Below are 15,433 nucleotides of genomic sequence, written 5' to 3'. Positions count from 1 at the left end.
AGGAATGAACATCATGAAAATCACCCATGTGCGTAATGCTACCCAGCTTATTGAATATGCGGGTAAAAAATTTTTGATTGACCCGATGCTTTCAGCCAAGGGCGCCTGGGCGGGCTTCGCCGGTACCGCGCGCAGCGAGTTGCGTAACCCACTGGTGGAATTACCTTTTTCCATTGAAGCGATCGTTGACGTGGATGCCGTTATCGTCACCCACACCCATGATGATCACTGGGACGAGGCGGCGATCGCCGCGATCCCCAAAACCCTGCCTGTTTACGTCCAGCATGACGCCGACGCTCAGCTGCTGCGCGGCCAGGGCTTTCGCGATATTCGTCTGCTCTCTGAGGACAGCGCGTTTGCAGACGTTTCGCTGGTGAAAACCACCTCGGGCCAGCACGGCAGCGACCGCACCTATGCGGTGCCGGCAATGGCCGAGCGCCTGGGCGAAGCCTGCGGCGTGGTGCTGCGCCATCCGCAGGAGAAAACTCTGTGGCTGGTAGGGGATACTATCTGGCGCGATGAGGTGGAAGCCGACATGCTCAGGCTGCGCCCTGACGTGGTGGTGCTGAATGCCGGGTATGCGCACGTCATCGGTTTTGGGCCGATCATCATGGGCAAAGAGGATGTGCTGAAGGCGCACTTCACCCTGCCGGAGGCCAAAATCGTCGCCAGCCATCTGGAAGCGGTGAACCACTGTCTGCTCAGCCGCGATGAGCTGCGCCAGTACGTGGCTGACAATCAGATTGCCGAGGCGGTCAGTATCCCTCAGGATGGGGAAAGTATGGTCTTTTAAAAGCGGAGCGGGCGATGAAACTCACGGAAGTGGCGATTGTGGCGGTGGACGGGTTTAGCCCGTTCCACTACTCGGTGCCCTGTATGCTATTTGGCGATACGGTCTCGAAAACCAAACGCTTTAACCTGCATATTTGCGCCGAACGGCCCGGGCTGCTGAGCGCCCGCGATGGATTCGCGCTGAACGCCAGCGGCGATTTTTCCCTCCTGGAGCAGGCGGATATCGTGGTGGTGCCCTACTGGGGGGCGGTAAATCAGCGCCCTCCGCAGTCGCTGCTGGACGGCCTGGTTCGCGCGCGCAATAACGGCGCGCAGATCGTCGGCCTGTGCCTCGGGGCGTTTGTACTCGGCTACGCCGGGCTGCTGGACGACAGGCGCGCGGCGACCCACTGGGAGTTTGAGCAGGATTTTCAGCGCCTGTTTCCGCAGGTGCGGCTGGATATCAACGCGCTGTACGTTGACGATGAGGGGATTATCACCTCGGCGGGTACCGCGGCGGCGCTCGACTGTTGCCTGTATCTCATTCGCCAGCGCTTTGGCAGCCTTGTCGCCAATCAGATCGCCCGGCGGATGATCGTCCCACCGCACCGTGAGGGCGGCCAGGCGCAGTTTATCGCCCAGCCGGTACCGAAAAACACCCGCGACGCGCGGATAAACGGCCTGCTTGAGTATCTTCAGCAGCACATTCGCGAACCGCATAATCTCGACTCGCTGGCGCAGGTGGCGGCGATGAGCCGCCGGACCCTGACCCGCCATTTCGCCAAAGCGACCGGGATGGGTATCGCCGACTGGCTGGCCGCCGAGCGCCTGCGGCGCAGCCAGCACCTGCTGGAGGCGGGGGATTTACCGGTCGGGCAGGTGGCGGAGGAGGTGGGCTATCGCTCCGCCGTGACCTGGCGCCAGCAGTTTAAAGCGCGCTTTGGCGTCAGCCCGGCGGAGTGGCGGCGCACCTTTCGCCGCGGAGCTTAGCCGCCGCGAATCAGCTCAATATCGGCGACGGTGCCGTGCTCGACGGGCGTCAGGTAATCCAGCCGCAGCGGTTCGGCAAGCAGGTTATTCATCTGCGCGATAAAATTCTGGAAGTGCGGCAGGGCGACATGCGCGTCCAGCGCTTCCTGATTGCGCCAGGATTCGCGCATATAGAACGTATCCGGCGCGTCGCGCAGCTGAAACAGGGCGTAATCGAGGTTGCCCGGCTCCTGACGCGTCGGCAGCAGCAGCGCCTGCAGGGCTTGCCGCAGCGCATCTTGCTGGCCCGGCTTTGCCTTCAGCACTGCGATAATCGAGATCGCTTCGTTGCTCATCTTAAAAGCCCTCCAGCACGATTTTGCCCACCGAACGCCCGGTTTCCAGCTGCGCGTGCGCTTTTTGCAGGTTGGCGGCAGTGATGGCGCCGTAGTGCACGCCGAGGGTGGTCTTAATGGTGTTGTCGTCAATCAGCGCCGCCACGCGGGTCAGCAGCTGATGCTGGGCGATCATATCCGGCGTTGCGAACATCGAGCGAGTAAACATAAATTCCCAGTGCAGGGAGATGCTTTTTGCCTTCAGCGGTACGACGTCGAGGGTTTCCGGGTCGTCAATAAGCGCCAGCTTGCCCTGCGGTGCGAGAGCGGCGATCAGCTGCGGATAGTGCTGGTCGGTATTGGTCAGGCTGGCGACATGGGTCACCGCTTTAACACCAATCCGCGCCAGCTCGTCGGCGAGCGGTTTGCTGTGATCGATAACATGATGCGCCCCCGCTTCCCGTACCCATTTCTGGCTTTCCGCACGCGAGGCGGTGCCAATGACCGTCATGCCGGTCAGCTTGCTGGCGAGCTGGGTCAGTATCGAACCGACGCCGCCCGCCGCGCCGACGATCAGCAGCGTGTCGCCCGCGTTGCCGCCTTCCTCTACGCCAAGGCGGTGGAACAGCAGCTCCCAGGCGGTGATGGTGGTGAGCGGTAGCGCGGCGGCGGAGGCGTTATCCAGCGAACGCGGTTTGCGGGCGACGATGCGTTCGTCCACTAACTGAAATTCGCTGTTGCTGCCCGGACGGCCCAGCGCGCCGGCGTACCACACTTCATCTCCTGCGGCGAACAGCGTCACCGCGCTGCCGACGGCTTTCACCACGCCGACCGCGTCCCAGCCCAGCACGCGTGGGGTATCGGCGTTAAACCCGGCGCGGACTTTGGTATCCACCGGGTTGACGGAAATGGCCTTCACTTCAACCAGCAGGTCATGCCCCTCGGCAACCGGCTGCGGCAGCTCGATGTCGGTTAAAAAAGGAATATTGCTGCCTTCGGTCGCTGCGCGAGTAATGGCGATCGCTTTCATACACTCTCCGGTTTTGAATGAAGTTCATCGTTTGAATGTATTGAGGATAGACCGCGGCAGGCGGGGGAAACATGGCCCGACGGCGATAACAGTTATATTGAAAAAGTGAAAATCAGCGGACGCGATAAAAATCGAGCATCACGCCGTCCTGCGTGCGGCCGCCGGAACAGATAAACAGCGAGGTGGTGAGCCAGCGCAGCGCCGGCGTATCCACTTCAAAAGTCGGTACGGTGCGAAAATAGATAGATTCCGGCGGAATATCGCTAAAAAAGCGCATATCATCGCCGAAAAGACGTTCTTTGTACTCTTCGGGTAGGCGGCGAATGCCGTTGTTTTCGATGTATACCGTGCCTTCTTCCACGTGTAATGCATAGCGCGCGGAGAGGCGGCAGGTGCCGTCAGGCTCGACGATCTGGCTGTCGACGCCGCCGGGTAAGACGTGGCCGTTGAGCTCACCGCGTACGATTCCGCTGAGGATAGGGATCAGCTGACGTTTCCCGCTCTGCGGGCTGCGGGAGACAATGACCGGTTTGTCGACCTCAATGGTGATAGAGAAGCTGTGTTTGAGTTCGGGTGTCATCATTGGTCTCCTTTTAAGCCACGTTATCCCGTTAGTGTAAGGATTTAAAGGTGAAGGGAATAACGCAAACATTGGATGGAAATGATTGGCTGGGGAGATGGGAGTGAACAAAAACGGCCGCGATCGCGGCATTATTTGGCGTATTCTGCTGACATAATGCTTTCACACGGACGCGAGGAGTAAAGATGAATACGCTATTTCTGATTGGCCCCGGCGGGGTGGGAAAAAGCACGGTTGGAGCGCTGCTGGCGCAGGCGATGAACTACCGGTTTATCGATCTCGATAGCGAATTTTGCGAGCAGCTTTTAAATATTCGCCAATATATTCAGCGCAATGGATACGAGCGCTATGTGCGTGATAACGCCGCGCTATGCTCTCGCCTGCTGGCGGAGAATCCGCATGAAAAACGAGTGGTGGTGCTCTCCTCGGGATTTCTTGCCACCGATGTCTGCCCGGAGATTGTCGCGGGGAATCGGCAGCTTGTGCGGCAGTCCGGGTATTCCATCCTGCTATTGCCTTCAGAGGATATCGATATCGCTACGCGCATCGTGGTCGCGCGCCAGCTGATGCGCGGCTTTGGTCTGGTCAGAGAAAAAGAAGAGATGAAGTTCCGCCAGCGCTTTAGGGAATATTGTGCCTTAGACGATTGCCGGGTGGTTTCGTCTGAGGAGCCGGAGAGGGTGGCGGAGCTGGTGCGGGAGAAGGTGGCTGCGGAACAGCGGAAACAAAAAAGCCTGGAGGCGATGCGTGAGCTGAGTGAACTATCACAGAAGCTGGGATTGTATAACTAAACGCCATGCAGCGCAGCTCTGTGGGTATTACACAGACCCAAAGATAATGTAGGCCGGGCAAGGCGCCGGCCGGCAGAAAGGCGAGCACAGCAGGTAAATACCTCTCGTACGCGCAAATAAACACGGCGTTCGCTGGCGCGAATATCTCGGATGCGCTCCAGCATCTCATCGAAATAGTCGGGTACAGCCGATGAACAACAGGCGGATTTTTTAACCGCTCATCGTCCATCACAAAACCTTTGATCAGGTATTGCTGGAGCATCTGGGTTGCCCACTGGCGGAACTGAGTGCCGCGAGGGGAGCGAACGCGATAGCCAACGGCAAGTATCAGAGGCAAACTAAAGAGTTGAACCTGATAATTTTTTCCATCACTGGCAGTTGTTCGGTAAAACCGAACAACTGAATTTTCCTCAAGTTCGCCTTCTTCAAATATATGCTTTATATGCTCGCTGATGGTGGCTTTCGCTTTACCATAGAGTTCGCAGATCATTGCCTGCGAGAGCCAAAGTGTATCGCTTTCAAAGCGGCATTCAACACGTACTTTCCCATCACCGCTGGCAAACATAACGAACTCGCCTATGGGGGACGACGTTAAGTGTTCATTTGCCATATAGCCTCCGGGTTAACCTGCTTTGGTTCGCATAGTATGTCAGAAGAGCATAAATTTCATTAGACGGACGATTAACCCGACGTCATTTGGGAGCGGCTACCCTGAAGGCGAACATGTCCGGGCGCCAGACGAGATGAAGCGTGTTGTTGATGCTCTATTCCGGAAACGGCAAAGCCTGGGGTAGAATGCAAATCAGCTATAATCAACTCCTTGATAGTTGGTGTGGTTAGACCCTCCGGCTGGGTTCCCGCACATCGGAGCGTTGTCTGTACAAGAGGCTTTTAGGTGGCCTCCTATAAGTTAAGATTAGTTGGATAGGTGGCCTCATGTCAATCATAGCGCGCGAAAAAAAACCAAAGGGCGGCGGTCAGTCTCCGCAGTTTAAAATGCGCATTGATCCGGCATTAAAGGAACAGCTGGATGCTGTGGCAGCGGAAGAGGGAGTGAGTCTCGCGAGCTGGTTTAAAGAACTGGCGAGAAGCGCGCTAAAAGCGAAAGGCATTGAACCGAAAGGCTGATTTTCTGGATAAGTTCATATGGATAAAGATGATTGAACTGGCGGAAGATCACAGGAGTTGAACCTGCCCGGGACCGCTGGCGGCCCCAACTGGATTTGAAGTCCAGCCACCTCACCGGAGATGACGATCTTCCGCGCCTCGATTGCTACATGGAGGCGGGGCGCATTATAGCTACTTTCCTGCATTAACCACATACCCAAACGCACTTTTTTACTGTTAAAACTGGACTTTACAGAACCTTCTTAAACAATTCCTTGCAAAATCCGTGGCTTACACTTTTAAACACTCTTTCAGGCTACCGGGATCACATAAAACAAGAAACGTAATTTGATTATGAGATATCGCAATTCATCTTACTGCGCGGATGGTTTACAAAGCATGTAACCGGTACCAACCCGCGGTAGCGCTGAGAGAAGAGTGTGCGATGAAAGATCATATATTGTCCGTCAAAGAGAAGATTGGCTACGGCATGGGCGATGCCGCGAGCCACATCATTTTTGATAACGTCATGTTGTATATGATGTTTTTCTATACCGATATCTTTGGTATTCCTGCCGGCTATGTCGGCACCATGTTCCTGCTGGCCCGCGCGCTGGATGCGATATCCGACCCCTGCATGGGGCTGCTGGCCGACCGTACCCGCAGCCGCTGGGGGAAATTCCGCCCGTGGATCCTGTTCGGCGCGATTCCGTTCGGCCTCGTCTGCGTACTGGCCTACAGTTCGCCGGACCTGAGCCATAACGGCAAGCTGATTTACGCCGCGGTCACCTACACGCTGCTGACCCTGCTCTACACCGTCGTTAACATTCCGTACTGCGCGCTGGGCGGGGTTATCACCGACAACCCAACGCAGCGCATCTCCCTGCAGTCCTGGCGCTTTGTGCTGGCGACGGCGGGCGGCATGCTCTCCACCGTGCTGATGATGCCGCTGGTGAACTTTATCGGCGGCGAAGACAAAGCCTTTGGCTTTCAGGGCGGCATCGCGGTGCTCTCGGTGATCGCTTTCCTGATGCTGGCGTTTTGCTTCTTCACCACCAAAGAGCGCGTCGAAGCGCCGCCGAGCTCTACCTCGATGCGGGAAGACCTGCGCGATATCTGGCGCAACGATCAGTGGCGTGTCGTTGGTCTGCTGACCATCCTCAACATCCTCGCGGTGTGCGTTCGCGGCGGCGCGATGATGTATTACACCTCCTGGATCATGGGATCCGCTGGCCTGTTTACCGCCTTTCTCACCACCTACTGCGTCGGCAACCTGATTGGCTCGGCGCTGGCGAAGCCGCTCACCGACTGGAAATGCAAAGTCAGCGTTTTCTGGTGGACCAACGCTATCCTGGCGGTGCTGAGCGTGGCGATGTTCTTCGTGCCGATGGACGCCGAAATCACCATGTTCGCCTTTATCTTCGTGATTGGCGTGCTGCACCAGCTGGTGACGCCGATTCAGTGGGTGATGATGTCCGACACCGTCGACTACGGCGAATGGTGCAACGGTAAACGCCTGACCGGCATCAGCTTTGCGGGCACCCTGTTTGTGCTCAAGCTGGGCCTTGCGCTGGGCGGCGCGCTGATTGGCTGGATGCTGGCGGGCGGCGGTTACGATGCCGCGGCCAAAACCCAGAACAGCGCCACTATCACCATCATCATCTCATTGTTCACCCTCGCTCCGGCGGTCTGCTATCTGCTGAGCGCGGTTATCGCTAAACGCTACTACACCCTGAAAACCCCGTTCCTGAAAAAAATGATGGCGGAGCTGGCTCAGGGGGCGCGTCGCAACGAGCAGGAATTCATTGCAGCGCCGAACGGCAAAGAATTGCAAAACTAAGAGGAAGCTATTCATGAAAATCAGTGATGGAAACTGGCTTATTCAACCAGGGCTCAATCTGATCCAGCCCGTGCAGGTCTATGAGGTTGAGCAGCAAGGTAACGAGATGGTCGTCTATGTGGCGTCGCGCGAAGTTCGCGAACGCGCCGCCCAACTGGACGTTCCGCTATTTACCGTGCGCTTCTTCTCACCGCAGGAAGGGGTGATCGGCGTACGCATGGAGCACTTCCAGGGCGCGCTGAACAACGGCCCGCATTACCCGCTGAACGTTGTAAAAGATGTGAAGGTGGAAATTCACAACGGCGCTGAATTTGCCGAGCTGAAGAGCGGCAATTTGACCGCACGCGTCACGAAAGGCGACTTCTGGTCGCTGGATTTCCTGCGCGACGGCGTGCGGATTACCGGTAGCCAGCTGAAAAACGACGGCTACGTGCAGGATACGAAAACCAACCGCAACTATATGTTCGAGCGCCTGGATCTCGGCGTCGGCGACACCGTTTACGGCCTCGGCGAGCGCTTTACCGCGCTGGTGCGCAACGGTCAGACGGTCGACACCTGGAACGAAGATGGCGGCACCAGCACCGAACAGTCATACAAAAATATCCCGTTCTATCTGACTAACCGCGGCTACGGCGTGCTGGTTAACCATCCTGAGCGCGTTTCTTTCGAAATCGGCTCCGAGAAAGTCTCTAAGGTGCAGTTCAGCGTCGAAGGCGAGCACCTGGAGTACTTCGTGATCGACGGCCCGACCCCGAAAGAGGTGCTGAACCGCTATACCCGGTTTACCGGGCGTCCGGCGCTGCCGCCAGCCTGGTCTTTCGGCCTGTGGCTGACCACTTCGTTTACCACCAACTACGACGAAGCGACGGTTAACCGCTTTATCGACGGTATGGCGGAGCGTAATCTGCCGCTGCACGTGTTCCACTTCGACTGCTTCTGGATGAAAGCCTTCCAGTGGTGCGATTTTGAGTGGGATCCGCTGACCTTCCCTGACCCGGAAGGCATGATTAAACGCCTGAAAGAGAAAGGCCTGAAGGTCTGCGTGTGGATCAACCCGTATATCGGCCAGCGTTCGCCGGTGTTTAAAGAGCTGCAGGAGAAAGGCTATCTGCTGAAACGTCCGGACGGTTCGCTGTGGCAGTGGGATAAATGGCAGCCGGGCCTGGCGATTTATGACTTCACTAATCCGCAAGCCTGCCAGTGGTATGCCGACAAGCTGAAAGGCCTGGTGGCGATGGGCGTTGACTGCTTCAAGACCGACTTCGGCGAGCGTATCCCGACCGATGTGCAGTGGTTTGATGGTTCCGATCCGCAAAAAATGCACAACCACTACGCCTTCATCTATAACGAGCTGGTGTGGAACGTGCTGAAAGAGACCGTCGGCGAGAAAGAAGCGGTGCTGTTCGCCCGCTCCGCCTCGGTGGGCGCGCAGCAGTTCCCGGTACACTGGGGCGGCGACTGCTACGCCAACTATGAATCAATGGCGGAAAGCCTGCGCGGCGGCCTGTCGATCGGCATGTCCGGCTTTGGGTTCTGGAGCCACGATATCGGCGGCTTCGAAAACACCGCGCCCGCCCACGTCTACAAGCGCTGGTGCGCCTTCGGCCTGCTGTCGAGCCACAGCCGTCTGCACGGCAGCAAATCCTATCGCGTGCCGTGGGCTTACGATGACGAGTCCTGCGACGTGGTGCGTCACTTCACGCAGCTGAAATGCCGCATGATGCCTTATCTGTACCGTCAGGCGGCGCTGGCCAATGAGTTCGGTACGCCGATGCTGCGTTCGATGATGCTGGAGTTCCCGCACGACCCGGCCTGCGACTATCTGGATCGGCAGTACATGCTGGGGGATTCAGTGCTGGTGGCGCCGGTGTTTAGCGAAGCGGGCGATGTGCAGTTCTGGCTGCCGGAAGGTCGCTGGACCCATCTGTGGCGCAACGATGAAGCCCAGGGCAGCCGCTGGCATAAGCAGAATCACGACGTGCTGAGCCTGCCGGTGTACGTGCGCGATAACACTCTGCTGGCGCTGGGCAACAACGACCAGAAACCGGACTACGCGTGGAACGAAGGTACCGCCTTCCAGTTGTTCAACCTCGACGATGGTCGCGAAGCCGTCTGCCAGGTGCCGGCCGCGGACGGGTCGGTGGTCTTTACGCTGAAGGCGAAACGCCAGGGCAACGCCATCACCGTCTGCGGCGAAGGCAAGGCCAGCGGCTGGACGCTATGCCTGCGCAATATCCAGCAGGTAGCGGGCGTGCAGGGCGGCGCTCAGGCTGGCAGTGAGCTGGGCGTGGTGGTGACCGCGCAGGGCAATGCGTTGACCATCACGCTGTAAGTTTTTGCTTCCTGAAGCACGGGTTCACAGCCATCTGCGGACCCGTAGCCCGGACAAGGCGCGTCAAGCGCCGCCTCCGGGAATGCTATCCGGCTAAAGGCGGTTTACCATTCCCGGGTATATTCATATGGTGAATTGAGATCGCTATCACGTATATTTCTTCCTGAAATGTGATCTGAATTATAATTATGCCTTAATCCCTCTCTTCGTTTTATTTCTGTCCGGATGTCTGGACAAAATTTAGTATTGTTGTTTACGCCTCAGCTACTTATATTTATCCTCAATGATTTATGTAGCGCTCGCGCGGTATCGCGATGTCTCCAGCCATTAATCTGGTATGCAAAAAGGGTAAATAATGCAAATGATTACCTCACGACAGAACAGATTATTGAAATTTCTCCTGCCCCGCAGAGAATACGTTACGCTGATGAAAATTGCCGAATATTTAAATGTGTCAGAAAAAACGGTTCAGCGTGATTTACGCTTTTTAGAACAGTGGTTATCTGAGTGGAAAATGACTATCAACAAACGCTCAGGCGCCGGCGTGATGCTGATCGCTGATAATGTCACCGATCTGCTGCAATTAGACCAATTACTCGGTAACGAGGGGGAGGACAGCGATGTCATGATGAATAACTCCCGGCGTGTGAAAATTGCTTCGCAGCTGTTAAGTGAGACGCCGCGGGAGACATCAATTAATAAGCTCTCTGAGCGTTATTTTATCAGTAGCGCTTCTATCGTTAATGACCTGAAAATTATTGAATCCTGGATTACGCCGCTCGGCTTAACGCTGATCCGCAGCCAGAGCGGGACGCATATCGAAGGCAGTGAAAACAGCGTCCGCCAGGCGATGGCGTCGTTAATTAATGGGGTAATTAATCATAATGAGCCCGGCTGTATTATTCATTCCCGGCTGGACTCAGGAAGCTATAAAGCGCTGGTGCATTATTTTGGTGAGGATGACGTTTTATTTGTTCAGTCATTATTACAGGAAATGGAGCGCAAGCTGTGCTGGTCATTAGGCGAACCGTATTATGTGAATATTTTTACCCATATCCTCATTATGATGTATCGCATTACCCGTGGGAACGCCTTACCGCGGCGTGAACAGGGGCAGCAGATTTTTGATGAGACGATATTTAGCGTTGCCCAGAATATGCTGCGTAAAATTGAACTGCGGATTGACCATTCGCTGCCGGAAGATGAAGTCTGGTTTATTTATCAGTACATCATCTCATCCGGCGTTATGGTGGAAGAGCGTGATGACGTCAGCATGGCGCGCTATATGCACTCAAGCGATGAGGCCAGACAAATCACGAGTCGCCTGATTAGCGTCTTTTCTACCATGATTGATATCGATTTAACCGCCGATCGCGCGTTATACGATGGTCTGCTCATTCATATAAAGCCGCTCATTAACCGCCTTAATTTTCGGATTTATATTCGTAACCCTCTGCTTGAGGATATCAAGGGTGAGCTGACGGACGTATGGCCGCTCACCCAGCGGGCCGTCAATCAGGTTTTCAGCGGCTGGGGCGAGTGCGCGGTTTCCGACGACGAGGTTGGCTATCTCACCGTTCATTTCCAGGCGGCGATGGAAAGGCAGGTCGCCAGCAAGCGCGTTCTACTGGTTTGTTCTACGGGAATCGGCACATCTCATCTGTTGAAAAGTAGAGTGTTGAGAGCGTTTCCTGACTGGACCATCGTCGGCGTAGTTTCGGCAAGCAGCCTGCATACCCTTCAACCGCAGGACAAGATTGAACTGGTTATTTCGACGATTAATCTGCCGGAAATAGCTTTGCCGGTAGTCTATGTTAGCGCATTTTTTAATGATGCCGATATCCGACGGGTTACGGAGAAAATCATTACCGACAAATTACATCGCGCGGCAATATCTGCTGTAGATAATGAAGTTTTATATCCATGAGGTAAAGAATATGGACATAACCAGGATTTTAAACACCAAACGCGTTTTGTTAGATATGCACGCTACGAATAAAGCGGAAGCCATCGAGGAGTTAACCGACTTATTACAAAAAGACGGGGCGATAAGCTGTCGCGAAACCTTTATTCAGGATGTCTGGCAGCGTGAGTCGGAAGGCTCAACGGGGTTTGAAAATCATATTGCGATCCCGCATGGAAAGTCGTCCGCCGTTGTTAATACCACCCTTGCCATTGGCCGCACCCGGCAGGATATCGCTTGGGAAACGCTGGACGGCAGCCAGGTACGCTGCATTATTTTATTTGCCGTTCGTCTGGAAGATCAAAATACCACCCATATTCGCTTATTGTCTCAGGTCGCTGGCGCGCTGGCGGATGATGACATTATTGAACAACTGCTCAAAGAAACCAGTCCGCAGAGGATTATTGATCTGTTTAACCAATATGCCGAGTCGGATATTTACTAACAATAACTAGCGGAGTCCGAGATGAATATTGTCTGTGTTGCTGCCTGTACCGCAGGTATTGCTCATACTTATATTGCACGTGAGAAACTGATTAAAGGCGCGAAAGCGCTGGGCCACAATGTCAAAGTCGAAACCCAGGGAACCATTGGTACTGAAAATGAACTGGCGGCGGAAGATATTGACGCTGCGGATGTCGTTATTCTTGCCATTGATGTGAAAATCAAAGGCGAAGAGCGTTTTAAAAATAAACGGATTGTCAGAGTAAAAACGGAAGTCGTGATTAAGTCGCCGATTCAGTTTATCGAAAAGGTCGAAAAATCCTTAGCGAATGCCTGATCCTTAATCTGGAGGGATCTACCATGAGTGAGAATAAAACTCCCGTCTCACAGGAAATTAAGAAGCATTTATTAACCGGTATTTCATGGATGATACCGCTGATCGTCGCCGCCGGGATCTGTATCGCGCTGGGACAAGTCCTTGGCGGGACGAACGTCGGCGAGAAAACCGGCACCATTCCGTGGATGTTAAACCAAATCGGCGGCTGGGGAATGGGGCTGATTGTACCCTTGATCTGCGCCGCTATCGCTTACTCCATTGCCGATCGTCCTGGATTTGCTCCGGGTTTGATCGTGGGTTTTGTCTGCGGGCAAATTCATACCGGTTTTATTGGCGGCATGCTGGGCGGCTTCCTCGTGGGCTACACGGTACTGGCGCTGAAGCACTATATTCGGCTGCCGAAGTCGATGCAGGGGCTGATGCCGATTATGGTGCTGCCGGTATTAAGCACCATTATTAGCGGTTTGCTGATGATGACTCTGATCGGCAAGCCCATTGCCTGGCTGCAGGACGCGCTGATCCACCTGCTGGAGTCGATGCAGGGCGGCTCGCGTTTCCTGCTGGGCGCCATCCTTGGCGCCATGGCGACCTTCGACTTCGGCGGTCCGGTGAATAAAACCATGTCGCTGTTTGCCGATGGTCTGCTGGTCAGCGGCGTTTACGGCCCGGAAGCGGTGAAGTTTGTGGGTTCGATAATCCCGCCGTTCGGTATCACCCTCTCGTTCCTGCTGACCCGCCATAAATATACCCGTGCCGAACGCGAAGCCCTGAAGGCCGCGTTCCCGATGGGGATCTGCATGATCACCGAAGGGGTGATCCCCATCGCCGCCCGGGATCTGCTGCGCGTCGTGGGATCCTGCGTGGTGGCGTCAGCGGTGGCCGGTGGCCTGATCATGACCTGGGGCGTCGAGAGTCCGGTGCCGCACGGTGGGATGTTCGTGGTGCCGCTCTTTACGCATCCCCTGCTGTTCTGCCTCTCTCTGGCGATTGGTACCGTGATTTGCGGCGTGATGCTCTCGCTGTGGAAAAAGCCGGTAACCGAGCGCGATGAAGAGTTTGATGAGCTGAACGACCAAAAGGTCAAAGACGACGAAATCACCTTTACCCTCGAATAAACGGAGGCCCTATGTTTGCCGATATGAAAAGTATGGTGATCAAAGCCTGGCGTGAACGGTATGCCCTGCTGGCGATTAACTGCATGAACCTGGAAAGCGCACGCGCGGCGGTGCGCGTGGCGGAAAAACATCGCGCGCCGATTATTCTCAACCTGTATCAGGGTCACCTGTCGCACTTTCCGGCGACGACGGCGGCGGCGGTAGTCAGGGTACTGGCGGAAGAAGCGAGCGTACCCGTGACGTTAAGTCTCGATCACGGCAAAGACCCGATAAAAATACGTCAGGCTTTCCGCGCCGGATTTAGTGGGTTAATGATCGATGCTTCGGCGTTCGCGCTGGCGGAGAACATCCGCCAGACCCGAGCGGTCGCTGAACTGGCCGCCAGCGTTGGGCTGTGCGTGGAGGGCGAACTGGGGCACCTGGCGGATGCGCCGCGCTACGACCAGGCCAGCAATGCCGATTTAATGACCCAGCCGCAGGACGTCTCTCCCTTTATCGAACAGACCGGGATTGACCTGCTGGCGGTCTCCGTGGGAACCGCCCACGGTATGTACGCCCCCGGCGTAACACCGATGCTCGATTTCGACCGCCTGGCGCAGATACAGCGCGCGTCATCCGTGCCGCTGGCGCTGCACGGCGGGAGCGGTACGCCGTTCGAGCAGCTGCAACGTTGCCCGGAATTCGGGGTCGCAAAAATCAACGTTGGGGCGGCGGTATTTGAAGCGGGGAAAGCGGCGCTGCTGCACACCCTGTGCCACGACAGCACCATTGAGCTGGCCGATGCGCTATCGGTGATGGAGCAGGCCAGCGCTGACGCCATCGTCCCCTATTTACGCGCATCCGGCTCTATCAACAAAGCCTGATTAACTTTCAGTAATGCCTTCCATGCCGGCGCCCGTATGCCCTGGCAAGGCTTACTACACCCTGAAACTGGAGAATAACGATGTTAGTTTCAATGCACGAATTACTTAAACCCACCCGTGAACACGGTTTTGCTATCGGCGCATTTAACGTGGCGGATAGCTGTTTTATCCGCGCCGTGGTGGAAGAGGCGGAAGCGACAAATACGCCGGCGATTATTTCCATTCACCCTAGCGAGCACGATTTTGTTGGCGACGCGTTTTTTAGCTACGTGCGGGATATCACCCAGCGCAGCCGCGTGCCTTTCACCCTGCATCTGGATCATGGCGCATCGGTGGAACATGTTTTACGTGCTATCCAGTGCGGCTTCACCTCGGTGATGATCGATGGCTCGTTGCTGCCCTATGAAGAAAACGTGGCCCTGACCCGCGAGGTGGTGCGGCTGGCGCACGCGGTAGGCGTGTCGGTGGAAGGTGAACTGGGGACCATCGGTCAGACCGGGACTTCCGTGGAAGGCGGCGTGTCAGAAGTGACCTATACCGACCCGGCGCAGGCGGAAGATTTCGTCGCCCGCACCGGCGTGGATACGCTGGCGGTGGCGATTGGCACCGCGCACGGTATCTATCCGAAGGGGATGCAGCCGAAGCTGCAGATGCACATTCTGCGCGATATCGCCGGACGTCTGTCGATTCCGCTGGTGCTGCACGGCGGCTCGGCTAATCCGGATGCGGAAATTGCGGAATCCGTTACGCTTGGCGTCGGCAAAATCAATATTTCCAGCGATATGAAGTATGCCTATTTCCAGAAAGCGCGCGAAATTCTGGCAAAAGAGACCTGGTGGGATCCGAATGTGATTTACCCGGAGCCGATTAACGCCGCGCGCGAGGTGATTCGCCACAAAATGAAGCTGTTTGGCTCAACCGGCAAGGCCAGCCTGTACTAATCCCCCGGCGGGGCG

The 15,433-nt window shown here is 55.9% G+C and carries 15 protein-coding genes, 1 tRNA gene and 1 pseudogene; 12 read left to right on the top strand and 5 right to left on the bottom strand.

Annotated elements, in window-relative coordinates; translation table 11 throughout:
• Window positions 1-13: 13 nt before the first annotated feature.
• Together BWI76_RS27640 and BWI76_RS27635 are read left to right on the top strand one after the other, a co-directional pair.
• Window positions 14-793: an MBL fold metallo-hydrolase gene (locus BWI76_RS27640; RefSeq protein ID WP_064371532.1), complete on the top strand. Its 780-nt coding sequence runs from the start codon at window positions 14-16 to the stop codon at window positions 791-793.
• Between the two features lie 14 nt (window positions 794-807).
• Window positions 808-1,761, top strand: coding sequence for a GlxA family transcriptional regulator (locus tag BWI76_RS27635; protein ID WP_064371533.1), 954 nt, complete (start codon window positions 808-810; stop codon window positions 1,759-1,761).
• Here BWI76_RS27635 and BWI76_RS27630 read toward each other — a convergent pair.
• The 3 genes from BWI76_RS27630 to BWI76_RS27620 all read right to left on the bottom strand — a co-directional run bounded on the left by BWI76_RS27630 (window position 1,758) and on the right by BWI76_RS27620 (window position 3,685).
• On the bottom strand, window positions 1,758-2,096 hold the full coding sequence (locus BWI76_RS27630; protein ID WP_004137644.1) for a putative quinol monooxygenase: 339 nt from the start codon (window positions 2,094-2,096) through the stop codon (window positions 1,758-1,760). The genes BWI76_RS27635 and BWI76_RS27630 overlap by 4 nt on opposite strands.
• A gap of 1 nt (window position 2,097) precedes the next feature.
• The gene (locus tag BWI76_RS27625) at window positions 2,098-3,105 is read right to left on the bottom strand and encodes a zinc-binding alcohol dehydrogenase family protein (RefSeq protein ID WP_064371534.1); all 1,008 of its coding nucleotides are present in this window, start codon (window positions 3,103-3,105) and stop codon (window positions 2,098-2,100) included.
• 112 nt (window positions 3,106-3,217) lie between these two features.
• Complete coding sequence (locus BWI76_RS27620; RefSeq protein WP_004137646.1) at window positions 3,218-3,685, bottom strand: DUF3237 domain-containing protein; 468 nt, start codon at window positions 3,683-3,685, stop codon at window positions 3,218-3,220.
• Between the two features lie 185 nt (window positions 3,686-3,870).
• Here BWI76_RS27620 and BWI76_RS27615 point away from each other — a divergent pair, with 185 nt between their 5' ends.
• Window positions 3,871-4,476: a shikimate kinase gene (locus BWI76_RS27615; protein WP_004137647.1), complete on the top strand. Its 606-nt coding sequence runs from the start codon at window positions 3,871-3,873 to the stop codon at window positions 4,474-4,476.
• An 83-nt stretch (window positions 4,477-4,559) separates the two neighbouring features.
• Here BWI76_RS27615 and BWI76_RS27610 read toward each other — a convergent pair.
• Window positions 4,560-5,086: pseudogene (locus tag BWI76_RS27610) on the bottom strand (virulence RhuM family protein); the annotation flags it as partial.
• 326 nt (window positions 5,087-5,412) lie between these two features.
• Between BWI76_RS27610 and BWI76_RS27605 the strand changes: the two are divergent.
• Window positions 5,413-5,604, top strand: coding sequence for a toxin-antitoxin system HicB family antitoxin (locus BWI76_RS27605; protein ID WP_004855540.1), 192 nt, complete (start codon window positions 5,413-5,415; stop codon window positions 5,602-5,604).
• Window positions 5,605-5,642: 38 nt separating this feature from the next.
• Here BWI76_RS27605 and BWI76_RS27600 read toward each other — a convergent pair.
• Window positions 5,643-5,737 (bottom strand) — tRNA-Sec (locus BWI76_RS27600).
• 291 nt (window positions 5,738-6,028) lie between these two features.
• Here BWI76_RS27600 and BWI76_RS27595 point away from each other — a divergent pair.
• The 8 genes from BWI76_RS27595 to BWI76_RS27560 all read left to right on the top strand — a co-directional run bounded on the left by BWI76_RS27595 (window position 6,029) and on the right by BWI76_RS27560 (window position 15,418).
• Window positions 6,029-7,423: a glycoside-pentoside-hexuronide family transporter gene (locus BWI76_RS27595; RefSeq protein WP_064371535.1), complete on the top strand. Its 1,395-nt coding sequence runs from the start codon at window positions 6,029-6,031 to the stop codon at window positions 7,421-7,423.
• A 13-nt stretch (window positions 7,424-7,436) separates the two neighbouring features.
• On the top strand, window positions 7,437-9,755 hold the full coding sequence (gene yicI, locus BWI76_RS27590; protein ID WP_004137654.1) for an alpha-xylosidase: 2,319 nt from the start codon (window positions 7,437-7,439) through the stop codon (window positions 9,753-9,755).
• 355 nt (window positions 9,756-10,110) lie between these two features.
• Window positions 10,111-11,682 (top strand): BglG family transcription antiterminator, encoded by a 1,572-nt coding sequence (locus BWI76_RS27585; RefSeq protein WP_064371536.1) that lies wholly within the window; start codon window positions 10,111-10,113, stop codon window positions 11,680-11,682.
• Window positions 11,683-11,692: 10 nt separating this feature from the next.
• Window positions 11,693-12,163 (top strand): PTS sugar transporter subunit IIA, encoded by a 471-nt coding sequence (locus BWI76_RS27580; protein ID WP_004126743.1) that lies wholly within the window; start codon window positions 11,693-11,695, stop codon window positions 12,161-12,163.
• A gap of 21 nt (window positions 12,164-12,184) precedes the next feature.
• The gene (locus BWI76_RS27575; protein WP_004126741.1) at window positions 12,185-12,499 is read left to right on the top strand and encodes a PTS fructose transporter subunit IIB; all 315 of its coding nucleotides are present in this window, start codon (window positions 12,185-12,187) and stop codon (window positions 12,497-12,499) included.
• Between the two features lie 23 nt (window positions 12,500-12,522).
• Window positions 12,523-13,614, top strand: coding sequence for a PTS fructose transporter subunit IIC (locus BWI76_RS27570; protein WP_004137659.1), 1,092 nt, complete (start codon window positions 12,523-12,525; stop codon window positions 13,612-13,614).
• Window positions 13,615-13,625: 11 nt separating this feature from the next.
• On the top strand, window positions 13,626-14,477 hold the full coding sequence (locus BWI76_RS27565; RefSeq protein ID WP_004137661.1) for a class II fructose-bisphosphate aldolase: 852 nt from the start codon (window positions 13,626-13,628) through the stop codon (window positions 14,475-14,477).
• Window positions 14,478-14,557: 80 nt separating this feature from the next.
• Entirely contained in the window at window positions 14,558-15,418 is an 861-nt protein-coding gene (locus BWI76_RS27560) for a ketose-bisphosphate aldolase (RefSeq protein WP_064371537.1), read from the top strand.
• The last annotated feature ends 15 nt before the right edge of the window (window positions 15,419-15,433 follow it).

Origin of the sequence: Klebsiella sp. M5al (assembly GCF_002090195.1) — a bacterium.
Classification (GTDB): Bacteria; Pseudomonadota; Gammaproteobacteria; order Enterobacterales; family Enterobacteriaceae; genus Klebsiella; species Klebsiella grimontii.
Note: the sequence above shows the minus strand (reverse complement) of the source record. Positions and strands in the feature narration are given on the sequence as shown.